We start from the raw sequence: 26,101 nt of genomic DNA, 5'->3' as shown, positions 1-26,101 counted from the left end.
ATTAGCGTCCCGTCGTAGTCTCGCGGGACAATGCAGGCAGAAGGGGGCCCGGAGTGACCGCTGAGGCCAGTCAGGCGGGGTCCCGGCATGACCTCGCCGCGGACGGCGAGCGACCGCTCGACATCGCGCTCCTCACCTATAAGGGGAACCCGTTCTGCGGGGGCCAGGGCGTCTACGTACGGCACCTCTCGCGCGAGCTGGCCCGCCTCGGACACCGCGTCGAGGTCATCGGTTCCCAGCCGTATCCGGTGCTCGACGAGGGCCACGACGACCGGCTGTCCCTCACCGAACTCCCCAGCCTCGACCTGTACCGCCAGCCCGACCCCTTTCGCACCCCCGCGCGCGGCGAGTACCGGGACTGGATCGACGCCCTCGAAGTGGCGACGATGTGGACCGGCGGCTTCCCCGAACCGCTGACCTTCTCGCTGCGCGCCCGCCGCCATCTGCGCGCCCGGCGCGGACAGTTCGACGTCGTGCACGACAACCAGACCCTCGGCTACGGCCTGTTGGGCGACGTCGGCGCCCCCCTCGTCACCACGATCCACCACCCCATCACCGTAGACCGGCAGTTGGAGCTGGACGCCGCTGACGGATGGCAGCGCCGCTACTCCGTGCGCCGCTGGTACGCGTTCACCCGGATGCAGAAGCGGGTCGCCCGCCGGCTGCCGTCCGTGCTCACCGTCTCCGGCACCTCCCGCCAGGAGATCGTCGACCACCTCGGCGTCCGCGACGACCGTATCCACGTCGTCCACATCGGCGCCGACACCGACCTGTTCGCGCCCGACCCGTCGGTGGCCGTCGTCCCGGGCCGGATCGTGACGACGTCCAGCGCCGACGTCCCGCTCAAGGGCCTGGTCTTCCTCGTCGAGGCGCTGGCCAAGACGCGCGCCGAACACCCGCACGCCCACCTCGTCGTTGTCGGCAAGCGCCCCGAGGAGGGGCCCGTCGCCCAGGCGATCGAGCGCTACGGCCTCGAAGGCGCCGTCGAGTTCGTCAAGGGCATCTCGGACGCCGAACTGGTCGACCTGGTGCGCTCGGCGGAGGTCGCCTGCGTGCCCTCCCTCTACGAGGGCTTCTCGCTGCCGGCCGCCGAGGCCATGGCCACCGGCACCCCCCTGGTCGCCACCACCGGCGGCGCGATCCCCGAGGTCGCCGGAGCCGACGGGGAGACCTGCCTCGCCGTACCGCCCGGCGACGCCGGCGCCCTGGCCGCCGCGCTGGCCCGGCTGCTCGGCGACCCCGCACTGCGCGCCCGGCTCGGCGCCGCCGGACGACGGCGCGTGCTGGAGCGGTTCACCTGGGCCAAGGCCGCCGAGGGCACCGTCGTCCGCTACCGCGAGGCCATCGCCCGGGCGGCCGGGGCGGGGGGCGGCGCCGGACCGGCACACCCGGCCCGCGAAGATGTTGACGTTGTATCCGATCGCGAAAGCAGGGCCACGTGCTGACCGTCGACTTCTCCCGGTTCCCGCTCGCCCCGGGGGACCGGGTCCTCGATCTCGGCTGCGGGGCCGGCCGGCACGCCTTCGAGTGCTACCGGCGGGGCGCCCAGGTCGTGGCCCTCGACCAGAACGGCGACGAGATCCGCGAGGTCGCCAAGTGGTTCGCGGCGATGAAGGAGGCCGGCGAGGCCCCCGAGGGCGCCACCGCCACCGCCATGGAGGGCGACGCCCTCGCGCTGCCCTTCCCCGACGAGTCCTTCGACGTCGTCATCATCTCCGAGGTCATGGAGCACATTCCCGACGACAAGGGCGTGCTCGCCGAGATGGTCCGGGTCCTCAAGCCCGGCGGCCGCATCGCGATCACCGTCCCGCGCTACGGCCCCGAGAAGGTCTGCTGGGCCCTCTCCGACGCCTACCACGAGGTCGAGGGCGGCCACATCCGCATCTACAGGGCGGACGAACTCCTCGGCAAGATCCGCGAGGCCGGCCTCCGGCCCTACGGCACCCACCACGCGCACGCGCTGCACTCGCCGTACTGGTGGCTCAAGTGCGCGTTCGGCGTCGACAACGACAAGGCGCTCCCGGTGCGCGCGTACCACAAGCTGCTGGTCTGGGACATCATGAAGAAGCCGCTGGCCACCCGGGTCGCCGAGCAGGCGCTCAACCCGCTGATCGGCAAGAGCTTCGTCGCCTACGCCACCAAGCCGCACCTGCCCCGGGTGGCGGCCAAGTGACCACCCCCCGGACAGAACACCTCGTCCTGCCCGGGGTCCTCACCGCCGAGCAGGCCGCCGCGACCGTCGCCGGCATCCTCGCCGTGCAGCGGGAGGACGGCGCGATCCCCTGGTTCCGGGGCCACCACCTCGACCCGTGGGACCACACCGAGGCCGCGATGGCGCTGGACGCTGCGGGCGAGCACGAGGCCGCCGAGCGGGCCTACACCTGGCTCGCCCGGCACCAGAACGACGACGGCTCCTGGTACGCCGCCTACCGGGACGGCGACTTCGCCGACGTCACCGACCGGGGACGTGAGACGAACTTCGTCGCCTACCTCGCCGTCGGCGTCTGGCACCACTACCTCTCCACCGGCGACGACACCTTCCTGGACCGCATGTGGCCGGCCGTCTACGCGGCCGTCGAGTACGTCCTGCGGCTCCAGCAGCCCGGCGGTCAGATCGGCTGGCGCCGCGACGACGACGGCACGCCCACCGCGGACGCCCTGCTCACCGGCTCCTCCTCGATCCACCAGGCGCTGCGCTGCGCGCTCGCCATCGCCGAACAGCGCGAGGAGCCGCAGCCGGACTGGGAGCTGGCCGCGGGCGCGCTGCGGCACGCGATCCGCAGCCACCCCGAACGGTTCCTGGACAAGGACCGCTACTCCATGGACTGGTACTACCCGGTCCTCGGCGGGGCGTTGACGGGCGCGGAGGCCAAGTCCCGTATCGAGGGCGACTGGGAGCGGTTCGTCGTGCCCGGACTCGGGGTGCGGTGCGTCGTGCCGAACCCGTGGGTCACGGGCGGCGAGTCGGCCGAACTCGCCCTCGCCCTCTGGGCGATGGGGGAGTCCGACCGGGCGCTGGAGATCCTCCAGTCCATCCAGCACCTGCGGGACGACGAGTCCGGGCTGTACTGGACGGGCTACGTCTTCGACGACGACGCGATCTGGCCCCGCGAACTGACGACCTGGACGGCGGGCTCGCTGCTGCTGGCCGTCGCCGCGCTGGGTGGCCATGAGGCCACGTGTGCGGTGTTCGGGGGGGAGCGGTTGCCGGTGGGGCTCGATCCGGACTGTTGCGGGTAGCCTCCGGCGGTTCGGGGGATACGGCCGGAGGGCCCGTGCGGGTGCGTTGTGGCTGGGCGCGCAGTTCCCCGCGCCCCTGAGTGGGGTCGGGCGGCGCTCCTGACAAGGGGGGCTAGTGGCGGTGGACCCGGTTGGCTATGGCGTGGCCCACGAAGAGGTAGACCACCGCCGCCAGGCCGTAGCCGGCCACGACCCTGGCCCACGCCTCGTCGAAGGTGAACAGGTCGTGCGACCAGCCGGCGAGCCAGCGGGCCACGTCGTGCACGAACTGCACGAAGTCGTTTCCGCGGTTCGCGTCCAGCAGGTACATGAGGATCCAGAGGCCCAGGATGAGGGCCATGACATCGGCCACGACGGCGATGACCGTCCCGGCCTGGTTCGCTCCGTTGCGATAACGAGGGGACATACGGGTCGGGTTGCCGCTCCCGCCCGGCTGAAACCAGGTGCTGAATTCAAGTGCCTTGTTCAGGTCAGGAGTTCAGCTCCGCCAGCACGCGCAGGGTGTGCGGGTCCGGGGCCAGCGCCAGCAGGTCCGTCACCGGGCCCTTGCGCCACAACTCCAGCCGCTCCGCGATCCGTTCGCGCGGCCCGACGAGCGAGATCTCGTCGGCGAACGCGTCCGGCACGGCCAGCACCGCCTCCTCGCGGCGGCCGGCCAGGAACAGTTCCTGGATCCGCCGGGCCTCCTCCTCGTACCCCATGCGCGCCATCAGGTCGGCGTGGAAGTTGCGGGTGGCGTGGCCCATGCCGCCGATGTAGAAACCGAGCATCGTCTTGACGGCCAGCAGCCCTTCGGCGAGGTCGTCGCAGACCCGCACGCGGGCCATCGGCGCCACCCGGAACCCCGGTGGCAGACTCGCGAGCCCCGGCCCGTACGCGTCCGGCCGGCTCGGTGACCAGTACAACGGCAGCCAGCCGTCCGCGATCCGCACGGTCTGCGCCACGTTCCGCGGCCCCTCCGCCCCCAGCAGCACGGGCAGCCCGGACCGCAGCGGATGGGTGATCGACCGCAGCGGCCGGCCCAGCCCGGTCGCGTCCGGGCCCCGGTAGGGCAGCGGATGGAACCGTCCCTCGCCCAGCTCCACCGGCGCCTCCCGCCGCAGCACCTGCCGTACGACGTCCACGTACTCGCGCGTCGCGGTCAACGGCGAGGCGGGGAACGGCCGCCCGTACCAGCCCTCGACCACCTGCGGGCCCGAAAGCCCGAGCCCGAGTGTCATCCGCCCGCCGGAGAGATGGTCCAGGGTGAGCGCGTGCATCGCCGTGGTGGTGGGGGAGCGGGCCGCCATCTGCGCGACCGCCGTGCCCAGCCCGATCCGGGTCGTGTGCGCGGCGATCCAGGTGAGCGGCGTGAAGGCGTCCGAGCCCCAGGACTCCGCCGTCCACACCGAGTCGTACCCGAGCCGCTCCGCCTCCCGCGCCAGCTCCAGATGATGGGGGTCGGGGCCGCGACCCCAGTAGCCGAGCGCCAGACCGAGCCGCATCACTGCCTCCTGACGGTCCGTCAGACGGGTGTGGTGGCTGCGACTGTACGACAACGGCCCCCCGCCCGGAAGGGCGAGGGGCCGTGAGTCCGCGTGGTCCGCGCGGGGTTGCTCAGCCGCGCTGGATGCCCGAGGTGTCCCGCAGGACACCGCGACGGCCGTCCTGGGTCTGCGCGATGAGACCCTGGGCGCCCTGCTCGACCGCGAGGTACCAGGTGCCCGGCGCCAGCTCCGCGATCGGAGCCGCCCCGCCGTCCTCCCCGAACAGCGGGCGCGCCACCGGAACGGCGAACCAGAACGGCGAGAAGTCCGGCGCCGGCGGCTGCGCCGGACCCGGCTGGCCACCGAACGGCGGCTGCCCCTGCGGCTGACCGCCGCCGAACCCGCCCGGCTGCGGCGCACCCGGGTAGCCGTAACCGGCGGGCGGCTGCGCCCCGTAGGGCTGCGGCGCGGCCGGCGACGGAGCCGGGATCAGACCGGCCTGGAGAGCGGGGACCAGGGGGGTGGCGATGGCGGCGCCCGCCATGATCAGCGTGGCCACCAGGGCGAGGATCAGGCCCACACCGGCGTCGGGACCGCCCGAGCCGAAGCCGTTGCCGATGTTGTCCAGGCCGCCCACCGGGTCGATGACGTTGCCCAGCGCGCTCCACGCCGCGAACAGCGTGAACGCGACCCCGAACGGGCCCAGTTCCAGACCGGCGACCTTACGGGGCTGCGGCAGTGCGCGGGCGACGACGACGAGGGCCGCGCCGATCAGCCCCGCCAGTACGACACCGAGCAGGACCGGTCCGCTCGACCAGAGGCTGGGCATGTCGAGACCGTTGTCGCCGTCGTACGAGTAGTTGTCGAGGAACGACGCGATGAACAGCAATACCGCTGCTCCGATCACCACGCCGTCGCCTCGAGTGAGGGAGCGGATATTCACTTCAGGTCCTTCGTCAGTCGTCTCGTCATCAGTACGTCATCACTACGCGTCGGCACAGACGCGTCGCTGGAGGCGTCGCTGTCACCCTGTCGCCCTCGGGCCCCTGTGTGAAGCGCGGGGGTGGCCCCTCATCGTATGGGCGACACTATCGTCCGCACGATCGGTATGTCCGCCCGGATCAGGGCGCTGACCACTACCCGCGCAGGAAACTCACGATTCCCTCAGAGATCCCCTGCGCCGCCTTCTGCCGCCAGGCACCACTGGTCAGCAGTGCCGCGTCCTTGCTATCGCGCATGTTGCCGCACTCGATGAACACCTTCGGAACCGTTGACAGATTGAGACCGCCCAGGTCCTCACGTGTGACGAGACCGGTGCCGCCGCCGATGTAGTTGGACGGGGAAGTACCCGTCGCCGCCGCGAAGTCGGCCGCGATCAGCTTTCCGAGATCCTTCGACGGGCCCACGATGGCACGGGTGTCGGCGGCACCCGCCCGCACCGAGCCCGGCAGGATCACATGGAACCCGCGGTTGCCCGCCCCCGATCCGTCCGCGTGGATCGAGACCACCGCGTCGGCGTGCGCCGCGTTCCCGATCCGGGCCCGCTCGTCCACGCACGGGCCGTAGGGACGGTCGGCGTCCTGGGTCAGTTTCACGGTGGCGCCCTGCTGTTGCAGCAGCGTCCGCAGCCGGTGCGCCACGTCCAGCGTGAACCGGGCCTCGCTGTAACCCGAGTTGGTGGACGTCCCCGTGGTGTCGCACTCCTTGGAGTGGGTGCCGATGTCGACCGTGCGGTTGATCTCGGCCGTGTGCTCGACGTTGGTCGGGTTGTGCCCCGGGTCGATGACGACGACCTTGCCGGCGAGCGAGCCCTCACCGGACGAGCCCGCACCGGACGACGCGGAGTCCGACGGGGCGGCGTCGGTGGAACCGGACGGTGCCGCGAGGCCGGACTTGCCGTTGCCGACGTTCGGCCAGCGGGGCGCGCTCGCGGTGCCCGTGGCGGCCCCGGCCGAGCCGGACCCGTCGCCCTCGCCGTCCGGGCCGAACGTGGCGTACGCCAGCCAGCCCACCAGCGCGCCCGGCACGAGCACGGCGAGCGCCACCGTCAGCCCGCGGCGCAGCGGCGAGCGCCGGGGCTGCGGAGCACCGAAAGGGTCGAACGGATCGAGGGGCGGGCCTGTGTACGACACGCCCGCCACCCTAGCGGGAGGTCTGTCCGGTCACCTCCACCGACTGGTAGGCGGTGCCCCGGGGGGCGAGGCAGACGAACCAGGAGTACGGGGAGCCCTCCGGGTCCCGGATCACCATCTCGTCCTGGTTGATGTCGTCGAGCGCGGCCCGCTCGACGGTCGTGGTCGTGCCGTCCTTCCAGGTGCAGGTCACCTGCCGGGCGGTCTTGGCGACATGGCCGACCACCAGGCGCTCGGCGCTGTCTCCGGGGAACAGGGGTCCGGAGGCGGCCTCCACGTCGGTGCCCGACAGGGTGTCGCCGGCGGGCACCAGGTTCTGCGAGATCAGCGTGAACTGGGGATTGTCCCCGTCGGCGTCCTCGGGGTCCTCGGTGGTGCGGTGCACGAAGTACGCGACCTTGCCCACCAGGTCGGACGGCGTCCGCACGTCGGCGGGGTACTCGCCGTATCCCGCCATCGCGTCCAGCACGGTCCGGGCGTCCGCCGTGTCCCTCGGGGCACGCCACACCTTGACGGAGACCTTCCACTCCCGGCCCTTGTCGGTGCCGAGCGCCAGCGTGCCGCCCCCGGCCTCGACCGTGTCCGGCAGCTCCGGTGCCGTGGGCCGGACCGCCGGCAGCGTCCGGTCCTCGTCGTCCGAGAGGCCCGTGACCGCCAGGGCCCCCGTCGAGCCGGCCACCACCAGGGTCGCCGCGGCCGCCACCGCCCAGCGCCGGGCCTTGCGGCGGCGGCCGCCGCGGATCAGGGCCTGGGTGGGGGCTATACCGATCTCCACCTCGTCGGCGGCGTCGGCCAGCAGGAGGGCGATGTCGTGCCGTGTCATGTCGTGGTTCTCCCGGTCCGCGCTCATCACTTCCGCCCCCCGTACGTCACCGTCTCCGCCAGTCCCGGTATGGCGCGCAGTTTCGCGATCCCCTTGGCCGCGTTGCTCTTCACCGCGCCGATCGAACAGCCCATCGCCTGGGCCGTCTGCGACTCGGTCAGGTCCTCCCAATACCGCAGGACCACCGCCTCCCGCTGCCGCGGCGGCAGCTCGGCCAGCGCCTTGAGCAGGGTGTGCCGGTCGTCGGCCTGGGCGATGCGGTCACCGGTGTCCGCGATCTCGTGCGCCAGGCCCGGGTCCTCGCCCCTCGGCGCCAGGAACTCCCGTAGTTTCTTGCGGTACCTGCGACTGTGCGTGTTGATCATCACGCGCCGTACGTACGCCTCCGGCTCGTCGGCCGCCGCGACGCGGTTCCAGGCCACATAGACCTGTTCGAGCGTCGTCTGGGCCAGGTCCTCCGCGGCGTGCTGCTCCCCCGTGAGGAGAAATGCCGTCCGCATCAGCCGTGGCCAGCGGCCGATGACGAACGCCTGGAACTCCTCGTTCCCCGACTGTTTGCGATCCCCCATGCGCACCTCCTAGATGTTCAAAGGAGGCCGCGAGGGGTCAGGATCGTTGCCTCGTCCCGGAGACTTTTTCCGAGGCCGTCCGGGAGTCCGTCCGCGAGTCCGTGTCCATCTCCGCTTCCGCTTCCGCTTCCGCGACGGCGGGGGCCGTGGCGGTGCGGGGCAGCCAGAGCAGGGTCAGGACGACCCCGGCGAGCAGCACCCCGGTACCCGTGCGGAACGCCAGGGCGTACCCCTCCGTCAGCGCCTCCGGCGTGGCCCGTCCGCCGGTCCGGGAGGCGGCGATGGTCGACAGGACCGCGAGGCCCAGCGAGCCGCCCATCGTGCGGGAGGTGTTGACGAGGCCCGAGACCAGACCGGCCTCGCCGGGCGCCGCCCCCGAGGTGGCCAGCGCCGCGAGCGGGGTCGTCGCCAGGCCGGCGCCCAGCATCATCAGCACACCCGGCAGCATGATCCCGGTGACGTAGGGGTCGTCGATCCGCATGGTCGACTGCCAGCCGAAGCCGGTCGCCGCGACCAGCGTGCCCAGCGCCGCCACCGCGCGCGCCCCGGCCGTACGCATCAGGCGCGGTGCCAGCTTGGAGCCGAGGACCACGGCCAGCGAGCTGGGCACCAGCGCGAGACCGGCCTCCAGTGGGGTGTAGCCGAGGGCGTTCTGCGCGTACAGCGTCATGAAGAACCACATGGCGAACATCGCCGAGCCGGACAGGAACATCGCCGCGTTCGCCCCCGACACCGCCCTCCGCCGCAGCAGCCCGAGCGGCATCAGCGGGGCCGTCGTCCGTGCCTCCACGGCGAGGAACAGCCCGATCAGCGCGAGCCCGGCCGCCAGCGGCACCAGGGTGGCGGGCGCCGTCCAGCCCTCGGCCTCCGTCTGCGAGATGCCGTACGCCAGAGTGGCCAGCCCGGCCGTGACCAGCAGCGCGCCCGGCAGGTCCAGCCGGCGGCCGTCACCGGCGCGGCTCTCGCGCAGCCACCACACGGCCCCGGCCAGGACGACGGCCCCCACCGGCACGTTGATCAGCAGCACCCAGCGCCAGGACAGGACGTCCACCAGCACACCGCCGACGAGCCCGCCCGCCGCGCCGCCGCCCGCGCCGACCGCCGTCCAGGTGGCGATCGCGCGGGCCCGGGCGGCGCCCTCCGGGACGGCCGAGGTGACGATCGTCAGCGTCGACGGCGCCAGTACCGCCGCGCCCAGGCCCTGCACGGCCCGCGCGAGCAGCAGGTGCCAGTCGTCCTGGGCGAGCCCGCCGGCCAGCGAGGCCAGGGTGAACAGGGCGAGCCCGGTCAGGAACATCCGCTTGCGGCCGTAGAGGTCGCCGGCGCGGCCGCCGAGCAGCATGAAACCGGCGAAGGCGATGGCGTACGCGTTCACCACCCACTGGAGGCCGGACGGGCTCAGGTCCAGGTCGGTCCGCATCGAGGGCAGGGCCACGTTGACGACGGACACGTCCAGCACGACGAGGAACTGACCGGCGCACGCGAGCGCCACGACCAGCCAGGCGGCGGGAGCGGGAGCGCTGCGGCCGGACCCGGGGAAGCGGGCGGATCTGCGGGGGCGGGGGCGAGGGCGAGGGGTGTCGACGGATTCCGGCATGGGCGTCATGGTCTCAACCCGGCGGCGCCCCTTGCATCGGGATTTGGGCCTAGGCCGGAGGGCGGTGGGGGTGCGGGTGTGGGTACAGGTGCGGGTGCGCGCCGATTACCAAGAGAAGCTAAAGAAATTGTTAGGGCGCCGAAGGACCGGAATAGTTGCCCATGCATACAGGTTCGGTCTCCATGTATTCCTGACCGGTATTCCTGACCGCACCCCTGACGCGCAGCTCTTCCGCGCCGCCCCGGAGGCCCCCTTCATGACGCACACGACCGACCGGCCCACCCGCCGGGCGAGCGGAGCCGTCGTCCCCGTGCTCGCCTTCGCGGGCATCGTGGTCGCGGTGATGCAGACCCTGCTGGTCCCGGTCATCAAGGACCTGCCACAACTGCTGGACACCTCGCCCGGCGACGCCACCTGGGTCCTGACCTCCACCCTGCTCTCCGGGGCCGTCGCCACCCCGATCATGGGCCGCCTCGGCGACCTGTACGGCAAGCGCCGCCTGCTGATCCTCAGCCTGGCCGTGATGGTCGTCGGCGCCCTGGTGAGCGCCGTCACCAGCGCGCTGATCCCGATGATCGTCGGCCGCACCCTCCAGGGCTTCGCCATGGGCGCGATACCGCTCGGCATCGGCCTGATGCGCGACATGCTGCCCCGCGAACGGCTCGGCTCCGCGATGGCCCTGATGAGCTCCTCCATCGGCGTCGGCGGCGGCCTCGCCCTGCCCGCCGCGGCCCTGGTCGCCCAGCACACCGACTGGCACGCCCTGTTCTACGGCGCCGCCGCCCTCGGCGTCCTCGCCATCGCCCTCACCCTGCTCGCCGTCCCCGAGTCCCCGGCCCGCGCCGAGGGGACCTTCGACCTGCCGGGCGCCCTCGGCCTCTCCGCCGGGCTGGTCCTCTTCCTCCTGCCGATCACCAAGGGCAGCGACTGGGGCTGGACCTCCGGCACCACCCTCGGCCTGTTCGGCGCGGCCGCCGCGGTGCTCCTGCTGTGGGGCGTCTACGAGCTGCGCACCCCGGCACCCCTCGTCGACCTGCGCACCACCGCCCGCCCCGCCGTCCTCTTCACCAACCTCGCCTCGATCATGGTCGGCGTCAGCTTCTACGTCGTCTCCCTCGTCCTGCCCCAGCTCCTCCAGCTCCCCAAGAGCACCGGCTACGGTCTCGGCCAGTCGATGGTCGTCGCCGGTCTGCTGGTCGCCCCGCTCGGCCTGACGATGATGGTCACCGCGCCCGTCTACGCCCGGCTCTCCGCCAAGTACGGCCCCAAGGTCACCCTGATCCTCGGCATGCTGATCATCGGGATCGGCTACGGCGCCGGCCTCGGCCTGATGAACGCCGCCTGGCAGAGCCTGGTCATCGCGATCGTCCTGGGCGCCGGCATCGGACTCGCCTACTCCTCGCTGCCCGCCCTGATCATCGGCGCCGTCCCCGCCTCGGAGACCGGCGCGGCCAACGGCCTCAACACCCTGATGCGGTCCATCGGTACGTCCGTCTCCAGCGCCGTCATCGGCATGGTCCTCGCCAACACCGCGAACGACGTCAACGGCGTCGCCGTCCCGACCATGCACGGCTTCCGCGTCTCCTTCCTGATCGCCACGGCCGCCGTCGCCGTCGGCCTGGTGCTGGCCCTGCTCCTGCCCCGGCAGCAGCGCCCGTCGAACGAACCCCACCTGCGCGCCAGCAGCGAGGAGGACACCAACCTGGAGCGTGCGGAGGAGGCGTTGCGGGGAGAGACGGTCGTGCGCGGTGAGACGGTCGTGCCGAGCGAGGCGGTCGTGCGGGGTGCGGTGCTGCGGGACTAGGTGGTCAGGGGATCGGTCGTGACAGGGGCCCAGGTCAAGCGCTAGGGCTGCGGGGTTGTGACGGAACTTCCCGCACCCCCTGTCACCCCGCCGGCCAGGGCGTACGGCAGCATGGCGCCCGTACCTCTACCAGTCGTGTTGGAAGGCAGGCCCCCATGACCGCGGCACCGAAGCCCGAGATCCTGGCCGCGTTCGAGGCCGCCAAGGGGTTCATGCCCGCGGACGAAGGGCTCGCCCTGTACGCCGCCGCCGTCGAGGCGGGCCGGCTCGGGCTGCCGTTGCTGGAGGTGGGCACCTACTGCGGGCGCTCCACGATCCTGCTCGCCGACGCGGCCCGCGCCTCCGGCGTCACCGCGCTGACCGTCGACCACCACCGGGGCAGCGAGGAGCAGCAGCCGGGCTGGGACTACCACGACCCCGAGACCGTCGACCCCGAGATCGGCCTGATGGACACGCTGCCCACCTTCCGCCGCACGCTGCACCGGGCCGGCCTGGAGGAGCACGTCGTCGCCGTCGTCGGCCGCTCGCCGCAGGTGGCGAAGATCTGGGGCACCCCGCTGGGCCTCGTCTTCATCGACGGCGGCCACACCGACGAGCACGCCACCGCCGACTACGAGGGCTGGGCGCCCCATGTCGCCGAGGGGGGCCTCCTGCTGATCCACGACGTGTTCCCGGACCCCGCCGACGAGTTCACCGGCCAGGCCCCCTACCGCGTCTACCTGCGCGCCCTCGCCTCCGGTGCCTTCGAGGAGATCTCCGACACCGGTTCCCTGCGGGTGCTGCGGTGCACGGGGGCGGGCTTCTAGGACGCCGGGCTTCTCCCCCGAAGCGGGCCTGCCGCTACAGCCAGCCCTGACGGCGGGCCTCCCGCATCGCCTCCATACGGTTGCGGGTGGCCGTTTTGCCGATGGCGGACGAGAGGTAGTTACGGACCGTGGACTCGGACAGGTGCAGCCGTCCGGCGATGTCCGCGACCGTCGCGCCGTCCACCGACGCCTTCAGCACGTCCCGCTCGCGGGCGGTGAGCGGGTTCGGGCCCGCGCCGAGGGCGGCCGCGGCGAGCGCCGGATCGACGACCGTCTCGCCCGTCAGCACCTTGCGGATCGCCGCCGCCAGCTCCTCCACGGGACCGTCCTTCACCAGGAAACCGGCTGCCCCCGCCTCCATGGCCCGCCGCAGATAGCCGGGCCGGCCGAAGGTGGTCAGGATCAGCACCCGGCAGTCGGGCGCCTGGTCGCGCAGCTCGGCGGCGGCCTCCAGGCCGCTGATGCCGGGCAGTTCGATGTCGAGGAGGGCGACGTCGGGGCGGTGGAGCAGGGCCGCGTCCACGATCTCGTCCCCGGTGCCCACCTGGGCGACGACCTCGATGTCCGGCTCCATCCCGAGCAGCAGGGCCAGCGCGCCGCGCATCATCCCCTGGTCCTCCGCCAGCAGCACCCTGATGGACTTGGCGGGCCGGTGATCACCGGGCATCTCGTTCACGGGCCAAGCGTAGGTCCGGCCGGGACGGGCGGCACCGCCTGTGCGGGCTCCGGCACGGCGTACGCCGTCGGAGCGGGCGCCTCCACGGGCAGCTCCGCCGTCACCGTGAAGCCACCCCGGGCCCCCGGCCCGGCCGTCAACGAACCCCCCGCCCCCGCGAGCCGCTCCCGCAGCCCGGCGAGCCCGGTACCTCGACGCACGGCGGGCCGGCCGCCCGGGTACGGGTTCGGGTTACTGCCAGGGTTCGGGTGACCACTTGGGCCCGGGTGACTGCCTCGGTCCGGGTGACCGCCTGGGTCCGGGTGGCTGCCTGGGTTCGGGTGACCGCCTGGGTCCGGGTGAACGTCCGAGCCGGATCGGCCGCCCGCGCCCAGTTGTTGGCCCGCACCCTGGTCCTCGACCGTGCTCCGGTTGCTTCCCGCCCCGTGGCCACTGGCCGCATGGTGGACGGCGGCTGTGGTGCGGCCATCATCCGCGTCCAGGACCTGGGCTTCGTCCTGACTGGCGCCCGTACGGCCGCCCTTGTCGGCGCGCCGGGCCGGTGCCTGGGCTTCGTCGTGACCGGTGCTCGTACGGCCGCCCTCGGCGGTGCCCCGGGCCCGGACCTGGTCCTCGCCCTGGCCGGTGCCTGTACCGCCGCCCCCGGTGGCACCCTCGCCCAGGACTCGGGCCTCGTCCTGGTCGGCGTTGGCGCCCTCTCGATCGCCCCCGGCGGCACCCCGGCCCAGGACCCGGGCCCGGGCCCCGTCTTGGTCGGCGCCCGCACCGCCACCCTCGGCGGCACCCCCGTCATCCCCCTCCCCGGGACCGTCACCGGTCGCCCCCTTGGCGGCGCCCCGTCCGTCGTCCGTCACCGTCAGGCGGACCCGGTCCTGGGTGCCTGTCACCGTGATCGTGCAGTGGGTGGCGGCGCTGTGGCGGACCACGTTGGTGACCGCCTCTCGGACCACCCAGCCGAGCAGGGCCGCCGTCTCGGGTGCCACGGGTGGGCCCGACTGGCTGACCGCGGGCTCGACGCCCGCCGCGGTGAGCGCCGAGCGGGCCCGGTCCAGTTCGGTGGGCAGGCTGCCCTCGCGGTAGCCGGTCACCGCCTCGCGGATCTCGGTCAGTGCCTGCCGGCCCACCGACTCGATGTCCGTGATCTGCGCGAGGGCCGCGTCCAGGTCGCCCGGCGCCAGCCGTCTCGCCGCCTCCGACTTCACCACGATCACCGACAGCGTGTGCCCGAGCAGGTCGTGCAGGTCCCGCGAGAACCGCAGCCGCTCCTTCTCCACCGCCCGCCGGGCCAGCTCCTCCCGGGCCGCACGCAGCTCCCGCACGGCCTCGGCCAGCGTCAGGATCACGGCCGTCACCACCGTGGAGATCCCGGTGGCGTAGGCGATGGCCAGGCCGCCCCAGCCGTCGTGCGGGACGGCGACCGCCCCGGCGAGCAGACCCAGCCCCACGCTGGTCTCACGCAGCCGGGGACCGCGCAGGGCGGCACCCGCGGCCAGGCCGAGCAGCGGGAAGAACAGCAGCCACGTGCCGCCGTAACCCCCGGCGAGGCCGCAGGTCACCAGGGTCATGATCAGCAGCGCCACCCGGGTGGAACGCGCCTCGCGCTTCTCCTTCACGAAGGAGCGCACGGCGACGTATATGTAGCAGGAGTTGAAGATCAGCAGTCCGAGGCCGCCGAGCAGCGGGTTGGGCGTCTCGCCCTGGAAGAGGTTCGAGAAGGAGCCCAGCCCCAGGAGCAGCCAGGGCAGCAGTGCCAGGGGCGTCGGCGGGGGACCCGGCGGCTCGCCGAAGGCGTCCGGACCGCAGTCCTCGCCGGCCGCACAACGGTCCGGGTCCTCGTCCCGGTGACGCGCCCGCCAGGCGGCCCAACGGCACGCCATCGTCCGCCGCCACTGAGCCTTCGCCCTCGGTGTCCTCGTCGCGCTCGGTGTCCTCGTCGTGCTCGTCGTCCTCGTCATGTGCCTTCCCCCGTCCGTTCGGTCCTCCCACTGGCTCCTACCTCTTCGACGCTACGTTCCCCGGCCGCCCACCGGCAGGGCCGCATGTCATCGGTCCGCCGGGACAAATGTCATGGGTGGATCGCGCCGTCGACACCGGCCCGCGTCCGGCCGTATCTGACATGCCGTCAGGAGCCTTCACAACTCCGGGGGCCTCGGCTATACAGAGGATCGCCGCACTGGAACGCGTTCTAGAACCGAGCGGGTTCCGCGGCCCCGTGACGACCTCGGTGCGGCCGACGGTGCGGACGGCCGTATCGAGGTCTCACACCCTGTACCGCCACCGTCAGGAGCCCCATGCCCATCGACGCAGCCAAGGCGCTCGCCGCCGAACCCCGGACCGGCGAGATCTCCTGGGACCACAAGGACGTCCAGCTCTACCACCTCGGCATCGGCGCGGGCGTCCCCGCCACCGACCCCGACGAACTGCGCTACACGCTGGAGTCCCGGCTGCACGTCCTGCCCAGCTTCGCCACCGTGGCCGGTTCCGGCTCGCCCGGAGTGATCAGCGGACTGTCCATGCCCGGCGTCGACGTCGATCTCGCCCGGGTCCTGCACGGCGGACAGCGGCTGGAGATCCACCGTCCGCTGCCGGTGCGCGGCCGCGCGACCGCCACCGGCCGGATCGCCGCTGTGTACGACAAGGGCAAGGCGGCCGTGCTCGTCATGCGCACCGAGGTCGCCGACGCGGACGGGCCGCTGTGGACCAACGACGCCCAGATCTTCGTACGAGGAGAAGGCGGCTGGGGCGGCGACCGGGGGCCGTCCGCCCGTCTCGAACCGCCCGTCGGCGCGCCCGACAAGGTCGTCGAACGCGCGGTCCGCGAGGACCAGGCCCTCCTCTACCGCCTCTCCGGCGACTACAACCCGCTGCACGCCGACCCCGAGTTCGCCAAGCTCGCCGGGTTCGACCGGCCCATCCTGCACGGCCTGTGCACCTACGGGATCACCCTCAAGGCGGTCGTGGACACGCTGCTCGACGGGGACGTCACCCGGGTGCGGTCGTACGCCACCCGCTTCGCCGGGGTCGTGTTCCCCGGCGAGACCCTGCGCATCCGGCTGTGGCGGGGGGAGGGCGAGGTGCGGGTCGCCGTGGGCGCGGTCGAGCGCGACGACGCGCCCGTCCTCGCCGACACGGTCGTCGCACACTCCTGAACCTTGGATGACCTGCCTGATCCCCGGATGACCTGCCTGAATCCCAGACGACCCGCCTGAGCCCTGAATGACCCGAGGGGAGCCGCACCATGCGCGCAGCCGTACTGCACGAGATCGGCCAGGACAAACTGGAGGTCCTCGACGACGTCGAGGCGGTCGGCTTCGGTCCGGGCCGGGTCAGGGTCCGGATCCGGGCCACCGGCCTGTGTCACTCGGACCTGTCGGCGATGGGCGGCGTGCTGCCGCAGCCCGCGCCCTTCGTGCCGGGCCACGAGGGCGCCGGCGAGATCCTGGAGGTCGGCGAGGGTGTCACCCGGGTGAAGCCGGGCGACCGGGTCGTCGTCTGCTGGCTGCCCGCCTGCGGCGCGTGTCCCGCCTGCCGGCGCGGCCAGACCGAACTGTGCCTGGCCGGGTTCATGAACGCGGGCACCCCCAACTTCCGCCGCCCCGGCGGCGATGTGTTCGGCTTCGCCGGGACCGGCACCTTCGCCGAGGAGGTCGTGGTCGACGCGGGCTGCGCCGTCCCGATCCCCGACGACGTGCCCTTCGACATCGCCGCGCTGATCGGCTGCGGGGTGACGACCGGCCTCGGCGCCGCGCTCAACACCGCCGACGTGGAAGCGGGTTCGTCGGTCGCCGTCATCGGCTGCGGCGGGGTCGGTATCTCCGCGATCCAGGGCGCGCGGCTCAAGGGCGCCGCCGAGATCGTCGCCGTCGACCCGGTCGCCTCCCGCCGCGAGGCCGCGCTCGGCTTCGGCGCCACGCGGGCCGTCTCGCCCGACCAACTGCCCGACGCCAAGCAGCAGATCACCGGTGGCGAGGGCTTCGACTACGTCTTCGAGGTCGTCGGCCGCTCCGCCACCGCCCGCACCGCCTACGACACCACTCGGCGCGGCGGCACCCTGGTCGTCGTCGGCGCGGGCGCCATGGACGATCACCTCCAACTCAACATGTTCGAGCTGTTCTTCGACGAGAAGCGGATCCTGCCCTCGATGTACGGCGGCGGTGACGTCCTGCGTTCCTACGAGCGGACCATCGCCCTGTGGCGGGCGGGCCGGATCGATCTGGAGGGCCTGATCACGCACCGGGTGCCGCTCGCCGAGATCAACGAGGCGCTGGACCAGATGCGCACCGGGACCGCGCTGCGGACCTGCATCGAGATCTGAGGGGCGGCGGACCGTATGGCACTCCCGTCCGAGGAACCGACCGAGGGATCGACCGAGAGACCGACCGAGGAACCGACCGAGAGACCGCACAAAAGGCTGAACGAGGCGCCGCTCGCGGGGCGTTGTGCCGTCGTCACCGGGGCCGGGCGCGGCCTCGGCCGGGCGGAGGCGCTGGAACTGGCCCGGCTGGGCGCGGCCGTCGTCGTCAACGACTACGGGCGGCCCGGCCGTGACGGCTCCGGCGAGTCGTCCGCCGGGCCCGCCGAGACGGTCGCCGAGGAGATCCGGGCCGCCGGCGGCACCGCGCTCGTCCACAGCGGGGACGTGTCCGACTTCCGCGAGGCCCGTGAGCTGGTCGGCCTGGCGATCGACACGTTCGGGACGCTGGACGTCGTCGTCAACAACGCGGGCATCCTGCGCGACCGGATGGTCTTCTCCATGGCGGAGGAGGAGTGGGACGCGGTGATCCGGGTTCATCTCAAGGGCCATTTCAATCTCACCCGGTTCGCCGCCGCGCACTGGCGGGAGCGGTCCAAGGCGGCGGGCGGGCCGGTGTACGGGCGGATCGTGAACACGTCCTCGGAGGCGTTCCTCGCGGGGTCGGCCGGACAGCCCAACTACGCCGCCGCCAAAGGGGGGATCGTCGGCCTGACCACCTCCACGGCGCTCGCGCTCGCCCGGTACGGCGTCACCGTCAACGCGATCTGTCCGCGCGCCCGGACCCGGATGACGGAGGACGTCTTCGCCGGGGTCGGACCGCCCGCCGAGGGGCTCGACCCGCTCGCCCCCGAGCATGTCGCCCCGCTCGTCGGCTACTTGGCGTCACCGGCCGCCGCGCGGATCAACGGGCAGGTGCTCGTGGTGCACGGCGGGATGGTCGCCGTCGTCGAACGGCCGCGGGTGCGGGCCCAGTTCGACTGCAAGGGGGACGTCTTCGGCTTCGAGGAGCTGGACGCGACGCTGGGCGCGCACTTCGCGGAACGGCCGGACGGGGAGACGTTCGCGGCGGCGGAGGTGCTGGGGTTGCGGCGGGGGGTGGGGTGACCGCGGGTACGCCCCGGTCCGCATATGCGTTTTGGATGTGCGAAGGGGCTCCGTCCGTCCTGTGGACGGGCGGAGCCCCTTCGGCGTACTGTCAGGCAGCCGCTTCGGCCGTTTCCTCGGCCGGCTTACGGTGCCGGCCGCGAGGAGCCGCCGACTCGCCGTCGTGGGACGACGAGACCGGGCCCCGGTGTCGGCCGTGCCCTGCCGTCTCCTGGGAGTCGGCGGACGGCGGCTGCGTGATGCTTGCGTCGCTCATCGGTTGAGTTCACCCCGTCAACATGATCTTTATTTCGCCGGAAGATTTTATCCGGGGCACCACGGGGCGAATCCAGGCGGCCACGCCAACCGCAGCTACTTCGTTACAAGTCGATCGAGCGGCGCCTGTTGCAGGGGGACGGGGCGGGCCGCGGGGGCCGGGGCGGTCGTGACGGCCGGTGGCTCGTCCGGCGGCTGGGCGACCGGTGGGGTCAGGTGCGCCACGCCGCAGGGTTCCGCCTCGGTGGCGTACGGCAGACGCAGCACGCCGTCCGGTGTCCAGCGGCCGCAGCCCGCCAACCAGCCGTCCGGTGCGGCGAGTTGGTGAAGGCGGCGTTCCGTGGGGCGCCAGCTTCCGACCCAGGTGCCGTAGGGGCCGTCGATGCGCAGCGCCACCGCGCACAGCTCCGGGAGCAGGACCTGTCCCGGCTGGATCGCGAACGGCGTGAGCGTGCAGCCGGGCAGCCGCAGGGACTCCGGGAAACGGACCGGCAGGGTGCTGCCGAGGACACCCCAGCCCAGCCGGGGGGTGCCGGGGGAGGGGGCGTCGGAGGAGATGAGGAGCAGTCCGCTGTCCACGTCGGCGAGCAACAGACGGTCGTCGCTGCCGGCGGTGATCTGGAGCAACGGCGACACCTCGCCGCCGCGCTCCAGGTCCACCACCAGCGACTTGGTGCGGCCGGCCACCTCACGGTCCAGCGCGAGCATCCGGCCGGTGCGGTCCAGCCAGACGCCGCCGGAGCAGCGGCCCGGGATCTCGGCCACGTGCTCGGGCCCGAAACTGCCGCCCGCGACGAGCCATACGGCGGTGGAGTACCGGCCGGCGGCCAGGGCGTAGGCCCGCTGTCCGCACGGCGCGGGCGGGAGCAGCCGGAGCCGGGTGTCGTCGTCGGGGCACTCCACGGCACCGAGCGGCAGTTCGCCGGTGCCGGGGCCGGTCGGATACAGCAGGGAGAAGGCGTGCCGCCCCTGCGTGACCCGGCGGACCAGCACCCGCCCGTCGGTCATCGGCTGCACCTCCGTCCCCGGCTCCTCGGGCTGATGCACGGGCAGCGGTACGGCGTACGGCTCGGGCCCGTCCAGGGTCCACCGCTCGGGGAACCAGGCGTCGGAACGGGGGGCGCGCGCGAGGCGGGCGGCGTAGGTGCCGTCGGCGGTGATCACGCAGGGGGTGTGCGGGAGGAGCGTGCGCTCGTCGGCGACGCGAGCGTCCACACGGTCGTCCCGGACGCCGTCCGCGTGGCTGCCGTCCTCCGGGGGGACGGCCCTGTCGCCGTCGGCCAAGGGGGTGTCCGGTCCGGCGCCGTCGGTCCCACCGGGGGCGTCGCCCGAACCGGTACCGACCGCGCGGGTGTCGGCCGTGGGGCTTTCGACCCCCGGGGCGTCGATGCTGCTGTTGCCCAGCCAGAGGGTGTGCACTCCACGGAGGGCGACCTGCCTGAGGTGCCCCTCGCGGGCGTCGGGCCGGTGGACGTCCGCCGGACCGGGCACGGCCTCGCCGGTGTGGCCCGCGTGGTGGTGGGCCCTGTCGCTGACGGCCCAGCGCGCGTCGACCGGACCGGCGTCGACCGGACCGGCGTCGTCCGCGCGGCTGTCGTCCCCTCGGGCATCGGCCCTGCCGCCGCCCACCAAGGGGATGTGCGCCCCGGCGCTGTCGGCTCCGCTGGTGTCGCCCCCGTCATTGCCGACCCGGAGAGTACGCATTCCGCCGCTGCCGACCTGCCCGAGGCGGCCCTCGCCGACGTTGATCCGGTGAACGTCCTCCGCCGGAAGGGGCGCGGCCGCGCCGGTGTGCCCCACGTGATGGTGGACCCGGCCGCCGTCGGCCCAGTGGGCATCGGCCGGACCGGCGCCGTCCGCGCGGCCGTCGTCCGCTTGGGCATTGGCCCTGCCGCCGCCAACCAAGGGGAGGTGCGCCCCGGCGCTGTCGGCGCCATGGGTGTAGGCCCAGAGCGCGCTGACCGGACCGATGCCCACCCCGTGACTGTCGGCCCGGCCGGTGCCGTCTCCGCCGCTCTCGCCCCCGAGGGCGTCGCACCCGTCGCCGCCCTCGCAGCCAAGCTCCCCGTCGCTCCCGCGCCCCCATGCATCGGCCCCGTCGCCCCCACGGGCGTGACGCTCATCGCCGTTCCTGCAGGCAAGCTCCCCGTCGCTGCCGCGCCCCCATGCATCGACCCTGCCGCTCCGGCAGACGTGGCGCGCGTCGCCGCCCCTGCAGGCAAGTTCCCCGTCGCCCCCGCGCCCCCACGCATCGCCCCCCTCGCCCCCGCAGGCGTGACGCTCATCGCCACCCCCGAGGGCAAGCTCCCCGTCGCCGCCGGGCCCGCAGGCGTCGCCTGCATCGACGTCACCCTCGTCCCCGCGGGCAAGGTCGCCGTTCTCGTCCCCACCCGGGCCCCCGACCACATCCCCCGCCCCCAACGCAGCCTCCGACGCCGCCATCTCAGGCATCTCCCCCGTCCCGTCCGCTCCGTCCGTCGCGGTGGGTTCGATCGCACAGGTCGTCATGGTTCGGTCACCTCCGGCGACGAAGCTAGTTTTCGGGGGCGGGGCGAGGGCGCGGGCGCAGGGCCACTTCGCTCGTACGAGTGGTGCAGAAGCGATTCGCCTGAGGTCGGCGCCGTGCCTGTGCCTCCGCCCGGCCCCCACCGCCCCAGCCGGGCCGCATCTGTAGGGGACCCCATACGCGGCCAGGTAGCCTTTCCCCGTGCCCCGTCTGTCTGAAGTCATCGCCGCGCTCGAGAACCTGTGGCCCCCCGAGCGGGCCGAGGCATGGGACGCGGTCGGAACCGTCGTGGGGGAGCCGGACCAGGACGTTACCCGGGTGCTGTTCGCCGTGGACCCGGTCCAGGAGATCGTCGACGAGGCCGTACGGCTCGGCGCCGACCTGCTGGTCACCCACCACCCGCTGTATCTGCGCGGGACCACGACCGTCGCGGCCTCCACCTTCAAGGGCCGCGTGGTGCACACCCTCATCAAGAACGACATCGCGCTCCACGTCGCCCACACCAACGCCGACACCGCCGACCCGGGCGTGAGTGACGCCCTCGCCGGCGCCCTCGACCTGCGCGTCGTGGGCCCCCTGGTGCCCGACCCGAGCGACCCCGACGGCCGCCGCGGCCTCGGCCGGATCTGCGAGCTGGACCATCCGCTCACCGTCCGCGAGCTGGCCGCCCGCGCCGCCGAACGGCTGCCCGCCACCGCCCAGGGCATCCGCGTGGCCGGCGACCCGGACGCACTCGTACGGACCGTCGCCGTCAGCGGCGGCTCCGGCGACAGCCTCTTCGACCGGGTCCGCGCGGCCGGTGTCGACGCCTTCCTCACCGCGGACCTGCGGCACCACCCGGTGTCCGAGGCCCGCGCCCACAGTCCTCTCGCGCTGCTCGACGCGGCGCACTGGGCCACCGAATGGCCCTGGTGCGAGCTGGCCGCCAGCCAGCTCGACGAGATCTCCGACCGCAACGGATGGGGCCTCAGGGTCCACGTCTCGCGCACGGTCACCGACCCCTGGACCGCCCACGCGGCGTCCGTCACCACCTCAAGCACCGTGGCCACCGCCACGACTACCGCTCAGGGAGCCCCCAACTGAACGCCGAGCCTGCCGACCAGATCCGACTCCTCGACGTCCAGGCCCTCGACGTCCGGCTCCAGCAGCTCGCGCACCGGCGCAGGTCGCTGCCCGAGCACGCCGAGATCGAGGCGCTGACCAAGGATCTGACCCAACTGCGCGACCTCCTCGTCGCCGCCCAGACCGAGGAGAGCGACACCGCCCGCGAGCAGACCAAGGCCGAGCAGGACGTGGACCAGGTGCGCCAGCGTGCCGCCCGCGACCAGCAGCGCCTGGACTCCGGTGCCGTCACCTCCCCCAAGGACCTGGAGAACCTCCAGAAGGAGATCGTCTCCCTCGCCAAGCGCCAGGGCGACCTGGAGGACGTCGTCCTGGAGGTCATGGAGCGCCGCGAGTCCGCGCAGGAGCGCGTCGCCGAGCTGACCGAGCGGGTCGGCGCCGTCCAGGGCAAGATCGACGACGCCACCGCCCGCCGTGACGCCTCCTTCGAGGAGATCGACGGCGAGGCCGCCACCGTCACCAAGGAGCGCGAGGTCGTCGCCGGGTCCGTCCCGGCCGACCTGCTCAAGCTCTACGACAAGCTGCGCGAGCAGCAGGGCGGCATCGGCGCGGCCAAGCTGTACGCCCGTACCTGCCAGGGCTGCCGCCAGGAGCTGGCGATCACCGAGCTGAACGAGATCCGCCAGGCCGCGCGCGACACCGTCGTACGGTGCGAGAACTGCCGCCGGATCCTGGTGCGTACGTCGGAATCCGGTCTGTAAGGGGTCTGCGGCGTGCGGGAGTTCATCGTCGAGGCCGACGGCGGGTCACGGGGCAACCCGGGGCCCGCGGGCTACGGCAGTGTGGTGATCGACGCGGCGACGGGTGAAACCCTCGCGGAACGCGCCGAGTTCATCGGCGTGGCCACCAACAACGTCGCCGAGTACCGGGGGTTGCTGGCCGGCCTGCGGGCCGCGCGTGAACTGGACCCGGCGGCGACCGTACGGGTGCGCATGGACTCCAAGCTCGTCGTCGAGCAGATGTCGGGCCGCTGGAAGATCAAGCACCCCGACATGAAGCCACTCGCCGCGGAGGCCGCCCGGATCCTGCCGGCCGGCCAGGTCAGTTACGAGTGGATCCCGCGCGAGCGCAACAAGCACGCCGACCGGCTGGCCAACGAGGCCATGGACGCCGGCAAGCGGGGCGAGCAGTGGGACGCGGCCGCGTCCCGGGCCGCCCTGGACGCGGCAGGGCCGGGATCGGCCGGATCGCGGGCCCTGCCCGAGCCGTCCGGTCCTCCCGGCGACGCGACGGCCGGTGCGGCGAAGGCCCGCGAGGCGCTGGCGCAGGCCCGCGCCACGGAGGACACGACCGCCACCGAGGCCACGACCGCCGTGGCCGTCACCGAGGCCACGACCGGCACGGCCGCCACCGAGGCCACGACCGACGCGGGCGACGCCGACGCCCGCGCCGCCCGCACCCTCGCCGCCACCCCGCCGACGTCCCCCGAGACTCGCCCCTCCGTCGGCTGGGCCTCCGCCCCCGATCTCGGCGCCCCCGCCACCTTCGTGCTGCTGCGGCACGGCGAGACGCCCCTCACTCCGCAGAAGCGGTTCTCCGGGCGGGGCGGCAGCGACCCGTCCCTCTCCGCCGTCGGCCGGGAGCAGGCCGAGCGGGTCGCCGCCGCGCTGGCCCGGCGCGGGACCGTGCAGCACATCCTGGCCTCCCCGCTGGCCCGTACCCGGGAGACCGCCGGGGCCGTCGCCGCCCGGCTCGGTCTGGAGGTCGTCGTCGAGGAGGGGCTGATCGAGACGGACTTCGGCGCCTGGGAGGGGCTGACGTTCGGCGAGGTCCGCGAGCGCCACCCGGAGGACCTGAACCGCTGGCTCGCCGACCCGGAGGCCGAACCCACCGGCGGCGGCGAGAGCTTCGCGGCCACCGCGGCCCGGATCTCCGCCACCCGCGACAAGCTGACCTCGGCCTACGCGGGCCGCACGGTCCTGCTCGTCACCCACGTGACCCCGATCAAGACCCTGGTGCGGCTGGCCCTGGGCGCGCCGCCGGAGTCGCTGTTCCGGATGGAGCTGTCGGCGGCCTCGCTGTCGGCGGTGGCGTACTACGCCGACGGCAACGCCAGCGTCCGGCTGTTCAACGACACGTCCCATCTGCGGCCCTGACACCAGGAGTTCCGGGAGTTCCTGAGCCCCCGGCCCCGTCGGCGAGCGCGGCGGCACTCCGGGCCAGCTCCTCGACCCGCCCCCAGTCCCGCGCCGCCACGGCCTCCGCCGGGACCATCCAACTGCCGCCGACGCAGCCGACGTTGGGCAGGGACAGATATTCGGGCGCGTTGTCCGGGCCGACCCCGCCGGTCGGGCAGAAGCGGGCCTGGGGCAGGGGCCCGACGAGGGAGCGCAGATAGGCCGTGCCGCCCGCCGCCTGGGCCGGGAAGAACTTCATCTCGCGCACCCCGCGCTCCAGCAGCGCCACCACCTCCGTGGCGGTCGACACCCCCGGCAGGAACGGCACCCCCGAAGCCCGCATCGCCGCCAGCAGACCGTCCGTCCAGCCGGGGCTCACCAGGAACCGCGCGCCCGCCGCCACGCACGCCGTCACCTGCTCCGGCGTGATGACCGTCCCGGCGCCGACCACCGCCTCCGGCACCTCGGCGGAGATCCGCCGTACGGCATCCAGGGCGGCCGGGGTCCGCAGCGTCACCTCGATCGCGGGCAGCCCGCCCGCCACCAGCGCCCGCGCCAGCGGTACGGCGTCGTCGGCGTCCCGGACGACCACCACGGGCAGCACGGGCGCGAGATCCAGCACGGACGCGCCCGCGGCGGACGAGGGCAGGGGAGAGGCCATGCGCCTCATCCTGCCCGCGGCCCGCAGCATGCGCAAAGCTCATTGCGCATGCTGCAACACCCCTGCTCCAGGGGTGTCAGTGCACCTCTGTTCCAAGGGTGTCAGTGGACCTCTGTTCCAGGGGTGTCAGTGCACCTCGTCCACCAGCACGTCCACCGACCACGGAGCCCCCGCCCGTGCCGGCGGCTCCGTCTCCACCACATACCGGAGGTCCCGCAACGCCTCCACCAGCTCCGCCGGGCCCTTCGGCGCGATCCCGGCCGTCAGCAGGCTCCGTACGATCCGCCCCTTCGTCGCCTTGTTGAAGTGGCTGACGACCTTCCGGGTCGGCGCGTGCAGCACCCGCACGGTCGCCGTACGCCCAGCCGTCCCGCCCTTCGGCTTCCACGCCGCCGCGTACGCCGCCGACCGCAGGTCCAGGACCAGCCCGTCCCCGGCGGCCTCGGGCAGCACGGCCGCCATCGGCGCCCGCCAGTGCGCGCCCAGCGCCCCGAGACCGGGCAGCCGCACCCCCATCGAGCAGCGGTACGACGGGATGCGGTCCGTCACCCGGACGGCGCCCCACAGCCCCGAGAACACCAGCAGCGAACGGGCGGCGCGCCTCTTCGCGGCCGCGTCCAGGGAGGCCAGGCCCAGGGCGTCGTACAGGACACCCGTGTAGATCTCGCCGGCCGGACGCGCGCCCGCCGTGCGCAGGGCGGCGTTCTTGCCGACCTCGCCGCGCAGCCCCTCGCTCAGCCCGAGCACCTCGCGCGCCTTGTCCTCGTCGCCCGCGCACAGCTCGACCAGCTCGTCGAGCACCGCCTCGCGCGCGGCGGCCAGCCCCGGCAGCGACAGGGACTCGGGCTTCAACGGGGCACCGCGACCCGAGGCGGCCTTGCCTTCGGACGGGGGCAGCAGGACGAGCACGGGACATCTCCTCAGGACACTCAGGACACGGCTCCACGGCGGGCGACCGGGGCACGGAA

The 26,101-nt window shown here is 73.4% G+C and carries 22 protein-coding genes and 2 pseudogenes; 11 read left to right on the top strand and 13 right to left on the bottom strand.

Annotated features, from left to right (window positions below; all coding sequences use genetic code 11):
- The first annotated feature begins 53 nt into the window (after positions 1 to 53).
- From AFM16_RS12220 to AFM16_RS12210, 3 genes are read left to right on the top strand one after another with little or no spacing between them, the layout of a single operon-like run.
- Positions 54 to 1,445 (top strand): glycosyltransferase family 4 protein, encoded by a 1,392-nt coding sequence (locus tag AFM16_RS12220; protein WP_030797969.1) that lies wholly within the window; start codon positions 54 to 56, stop codon positions 1,443 to 1,445.
- A complete protein-coding gene (locus AFM16_RS12215) occupies positions 1,439 to 2,173 on the top strand; it encodes a class I SAM-dependent methyltransferase (RefSeq protein WP_078633320.1) in 735 nt (244 codons plus the stop codon). The genes AFM16_RS12220 and AFM16_RS12215 overlap by 7 nt, the downstream gene beginning before the upstream one ends.
- Positions 2,170 to 3,240 carry a prenyltransferase/squalene oxidase repeat-containing protein gene (locus tag AFM16_RS12210; RefSeq protein WP_078633319.1) on the top strand — a complete coding sequence of 357 codons (1,071 nt, stop codon included), beginning with the start codon at positions 2,170 to 2,172 and terminating at the stop codon, positions 3,238 to 3,240. Before AFM16_RS12215 ends, AFM16_RS12210 begins: the two co-directional genes overlap by 4 nt.
- A 112-nt stretch (positions 3,241 to 3,352) precedes the next feature.
- Here AFM16_RS12210 and AFM16_RS12205 read toward each other — a convergent pair whose 3' ends face one another.
- The 7 genes from AFM16_RS12205 to AFM16_RS12175 all read right to left on the bottom strand — a co-directional run bounded on the left by AFM16_RS12205 (position 3,353) and on the right by AFM16_RS12175 (position 9,836).
- Positions 3,353 to 3,646: a hypothetical protein gene (locus AFM16_RS12205; protein ID WP_030797962.1), complete on the bottom strand. Its 294-nt coding sequence runs from the start codon at positions 3,644 to 3,646 to the stop codon at positions 3,353 to 3,355.
- Positions 3,647 to 3,710: 64 nt separating this feature from the next.
- Positions 3,711 to 4,724: an LLM class F420-dependent oxidoreductase gene (locus AFM16_RS12200; RefSeq protein WP_078633318.1), complete on the bottom strand. Its 1,014-nt coding sequence runs from the start codon at positions 4,722 to 4,724 to the stop codon at positions 3,711 to 3,713.
- 112 nt (positions 4,725 to 4,836) lie between these two features.
- Complete coding sequence (locus tag AFM16_RS12195) at positions 4,837 to 5,649, bottom strand: DUF5336 domain-containing protein (RefSeq protein WP_078633317.1); 813 nt, start codon at positions 5,647 to 5,649, stop codon at positions 4,837 to 4,839.
- 193 nt (positions 5,650 to 5,842) lie between these two features.
- Positions 5,843 to 6,838: an N-acetylmuramoyl-L-alanine amidase gene (locus AFM16_RS12190; RefSeq protein ID WP_030797955.1), complete on the bottom strand. Its 996-nt coding sequence runs from the start codon at positions 6,836 to 6,838 to the stop codon at positions 5,843 to 5,845.
- A gap of 10 nt (positions 6,839 to 6,848) precedes the next feature.
- Complete coding sequence (locus AFM16_RS12185; RefSeq protein ID WP_179123265.1) at positions 6,849 to 7,688, bottom strand: hypothetical protein; 840 nt, start codon at positions 7,686 to 7,688, stop codon at positions 6,849 to 6,851.
- Positions 7,688 to 8,230 (bottom strand): SigE family RNA polymerase sigma factor, encoded by a 543-nt coding sequence (locus AFM16_RS12180; protein WP_078633315.1) that lies wholly within the window; start codon positions 8,228 to 8,230, stop codon positions 7,688 to 7,690. Before AFM16_RS12180 ends, AFM16_RS12185 begins: the two co-directional genes overlap by 1 nt.
- A gap of 37 nt (positions 8,231 to 8,267) precedes the next feature.
- Positions 8,268 to 9,836, bottom strand: a complete 1,569-nt coding sequence (locus AFM16_RS12175; protein WP_078633314.1) for an MFS transporter — start codon at positions 9,834 to 9,836, stop codon at positions 8,268 to 8,270.
- Between the two features lie 247 nt (positions 9,837 to 10,083).
- Here AFM16_RS12175 and AFM16_RS12170 point away from each other — a divergent pair, with 247 nt between their 5' ends.
- A complete protein-coding gene (locus AFM16_RS12170; RefSeq protein WP_245177681.1) occupies positions 10,084 to 11,631 on the top strand; it encodes an MFS transporter in 1,548 nt (515 codons plus the stop codon).
- Positions 11,632 to 11,786: 155 nt separating this feature from the next.
- Positions 11,787 to 12,437 carry a class I SAM-dependent methyltransferase gene (locus AFM16_RS12165; protein ID WP_078633313.1) on the top strand — a complete coding sequence of 217 codons (651 nt, stop codon included), beginning with the start codon at positions 11,787 to 11,789 and terminating at the stop codon, positions 12,435 to 12,437.
- A 34-nt stretch (positions 12,438 to 12,471) separates the two neighbouring features.
- Here the strand turns inward: AFM16_RS12165 and AFM16_RS12160 are convergent, their stop codons facing one another.
- The 3 genes and pseudogenes from AFM16_RS12160 to AFM16_RS40640 all read right to left on the bottom strand — a co-directional run.
- Complete coding sequence (locus tag AFM16_RS12160) at positions 12,472 to 13,104, bottom strand: response regulator transcription factor (RefSeq protein ID WP_030797943.1); 633 nt, start codon at positions 13,102 to 13,104, stop codon at positions 12,472 to 12,474.
- A 5-nt stretch (positions 13,105 to 13,109) separates the two neighbouring features.
- A pseudogene (locus tag AFM16_RS40740) lies at positions 13,110 to 13,304 on the bottom strand (sensor histidine kinase); the annotation flags it as partial.
- A 609-nt stretch (positions 13,305 to 13,913) separates the two neighbouring features.
- Positions 13,914 to 14,990, bottom strand: a pseudogene (locus AFM16_RS40640) (sensor histidine kinase); the annotation flags it as partial.
- 414 nt (positions 14,991 to 15,404) lie between these two features.
- Between AFM16_RS40640 and chsH3 the strand changes: the two are divergent.
- From chsH3 to AFM16_RS12140, 3 genes are all read left to right on the top strand, one after another.
- Positions 15,405 to 16,262, top strand: a complete 858-nt coding sequence (gene chsH3, locus AFM16_RS12150; protein ID WP_078633312.1) for an enoyl-CoA hydratase ChsH3 — start codon at positions 15,405 to 15,407, stop codon at positions 16,260 to 16,262.
- Between the two features lie 89 nt (positions 16,263 to 16,351).
- The gene (locus AFM16_RS12145) at positions 16,352 to 17,428 is read left to right on the top strand and encodes a Zn-dependent alcohol dehydrogenase (RefSeq protein ID WP_078633311.1); all 1,077 of its coding nucleotides are present in this window, start codon (positions 16,352 to 16,354) and stop codon (positions 17,426 to 17,428) included.
- 15 nt (positions 17,429 to 17,443) lie between these two features.
- Positions 17,444 to 18,472 carry a 3-oxoacyl-ACP reductase gene (locus AFM16_RS12140; protein WP_078633310.1) on the top strand — a complete coding sequence of 343 codons (1,029 nt, stop codon included), beginning with the start codon at positions 17,444 to 17,446 and terminating at the stop codon, positions 18,470 to 18,472.
- Positions 18,473 to 18,823: 351 nt separating this feature from the next.
- Here AFM16_RS12140 and AFM16_RS12135 read toward each other — a convergent pair whose 3' ends face one another.
- On the bottom strand, positions 18,824 to 19,942 hold the full coding sequence (locus AFM16_RS12135; RefSeq protein ID WP_078636914.1) for a hypothetical protein: 1,119 nt from the start codon (positions 19,940 to 19,942) through the stop codon (positions 18,824 to 18,826).
- A 1,492-nt stretch (positions 19,943 to 21,434) separates the two neighbouring features.
- Here AFM16_RS12135 and AFM16_RS12130 point away from each other — a divergent pair.
- The 3 genes from AFM16_RS12130 to AFM16_RS12120 are packed head-to-tail and all read left to right on the top strand — an operon-like array spanning position 21,435 to position 24,451.
- Positions 21,435 to 22,316 (top strand): Nif3-like dinuclear metal center hexameric protein, encoded by an 882-nt coding sequence (locus AFM16_RS12130; RefSeq protein WP_078633309.1) that lies wholly within the window; start codon positions 21,435 to 21,437, stop codon positions 22,314 to 22,316.
- Complete coding sequence (locus tag AFM16_RS12125) at positions 22,313 to 23,056, top strand: zinc ribbon domain-containing protein (protein ID WP_030797926.1); 744 nt, start codon at positions 22,313 to 22,315, stop codon at positions 23,054 to 23,056. Before AFM16_RS12130 ends, AFM16_RS12125 begins: the two co-directional genes overlap by 4 nt.
- 12 nt (positions 23,057 to 23,068) lie before the next feature.
- Positions 23,069 to 24,451, top strand: a complete 1,383-nt coding sequence (locus AFM16_RS12120; protein WP_078633308.1) for a bifunctional RNase H/acid phosphatase — start codon at positions 23,069 to 23,071, stop codon at positions 24,449 to 24,451.
- Here AFM16_RS12120 and eda read toward each other — a convergent pair.
- Both eda and yaaA read right to left on the bottom strand, forming a co-directional pair.
- Positions 24,423 to 25,133: a bifunctional 4-hydroxy-2-oxoglutarate aldolase/2-dehydro-3-deoxy-phosphogluconate aldolase gene (eda, locus tag AFM16_RS12115; RefSeq protein WP_078636913.1), complete on the bottom strand. Its 711-nt coding sequence runs from the start codon at positions 25,131 to 25,133 to the stop codon at positions 24,423 to 24,425. The two genes, AFM16_RS12120 and eda, sit on opposite strands and share 29 nt — an antisense overlap.
- 126 nt (positions 25,134 to 25,259) lie before the next feature.
- A complete protein-coding gene (yaaA, locus tag AFM16_RS12110) occupies positions 25,260 to 26,042 on the bottom strand; it encodes a peroxide stress protein YaaA (protein ID WP_078633307.1) in 783 nt (260 codons plus the stop codon).
- Between the last annotated feature and the right edge of the window lie 59 nt (positions 26,043 to 26,101).

Source organism: Streptomyces antibioticus (genome assembly GCF_002019855.1).
GTDB lineage: Bacteria > Actinomycetota > Actinomycetes > Streptomycetales > Streptomycetaceae > Streptomyces > Streptomyces antibioticus_B.
Note: the sequence above shows the minus strand (reverse complement) of the source record. Positions and strands in the feature narration are given on the sequence as shown.

Coding starts and splice junctions, on each gene's coding strand:
- AFM16_RS12145 (WP_078633311.1), top strand. CDS start 16,352: ATGCGCGCAGCCGTACTGCACGAGATCGGCCAGGACAAACTGGAGGTC.
- AFM16_RS12180 (WP_078633315.1), bottom strand. CDS start 8,230: ATGGGGGATCGCAAACAGTCGGGGAACGAGGAGTTCCAGGCGTTCGTC.
- AFM16_RS12140 (WP_078633310.1), top strand. CDS start 17,444: ATGGCACTCCCGTCCGAGGAACCGACCGAGGGATCGACCGAGAGACCG.
- chsH3 (WP_078633312.1), top strand. CDS start 15,405: ATGCCCATCGACGCAGCCAAGGCGCTCGCCGCCGAACCCCGGACCGGC.
- AFM16_RS12185 (WP_179123265.1), bottom strand. CDS start 7,688: ATGAGCGCGGACCGGGAGAACCACGACATGACACGGCACGACATCGCC.
- AFM16_RS12175 (WP_078633314.1), bottom strand. CDS start 9,836: ATGACGCCCATGCCGGAATCCGTCGACACCCCTCGCCCTCGCCCCCGC.
- AFM16_RS12205 (WP_030797962.1), bottom strand. CDS start 3,646: ATGTCCCCTCGTTATCGCAACGGAGCGAACCAGGCCGGGACGGTCATC.
- AFM16_RS12170 (WP_245177681.1), top strand. CDS start 10,084: ATGACGCACACGACCGACCGGCCCACCCGCCGGGCGAGCGGAGCCGTC.
- eda (WP_078636913.1), bottom strand. CDS start 25,133: ATGGCCTCTCCCCTGCCCTCGTCCGCCGCGGGCGCGTCCGTGCTGGAT.
- AFM16_RS12200 (WP_078633318.1), bottom strand. CDS start 4,724: ATGCGGCTCGGTCTGGCGCTCGGCTACTGGGGTCGCGGCCCCGACCCC.
- AFM16_RS12165 (WP_078633313.1), top strand. CDS start 11,787: ATGACCGCGGCACCGAAGCCCGAGATCCTGGCCGCGTTCGAGGCCGCC.
- AFM16_RS12160 (WP_030797943.1), bottom strand. CDS start 13,104: ATGCCCGGTGATCACCGGCCCGCCAAGTCCATCAGGGTGCTGCTGGCG.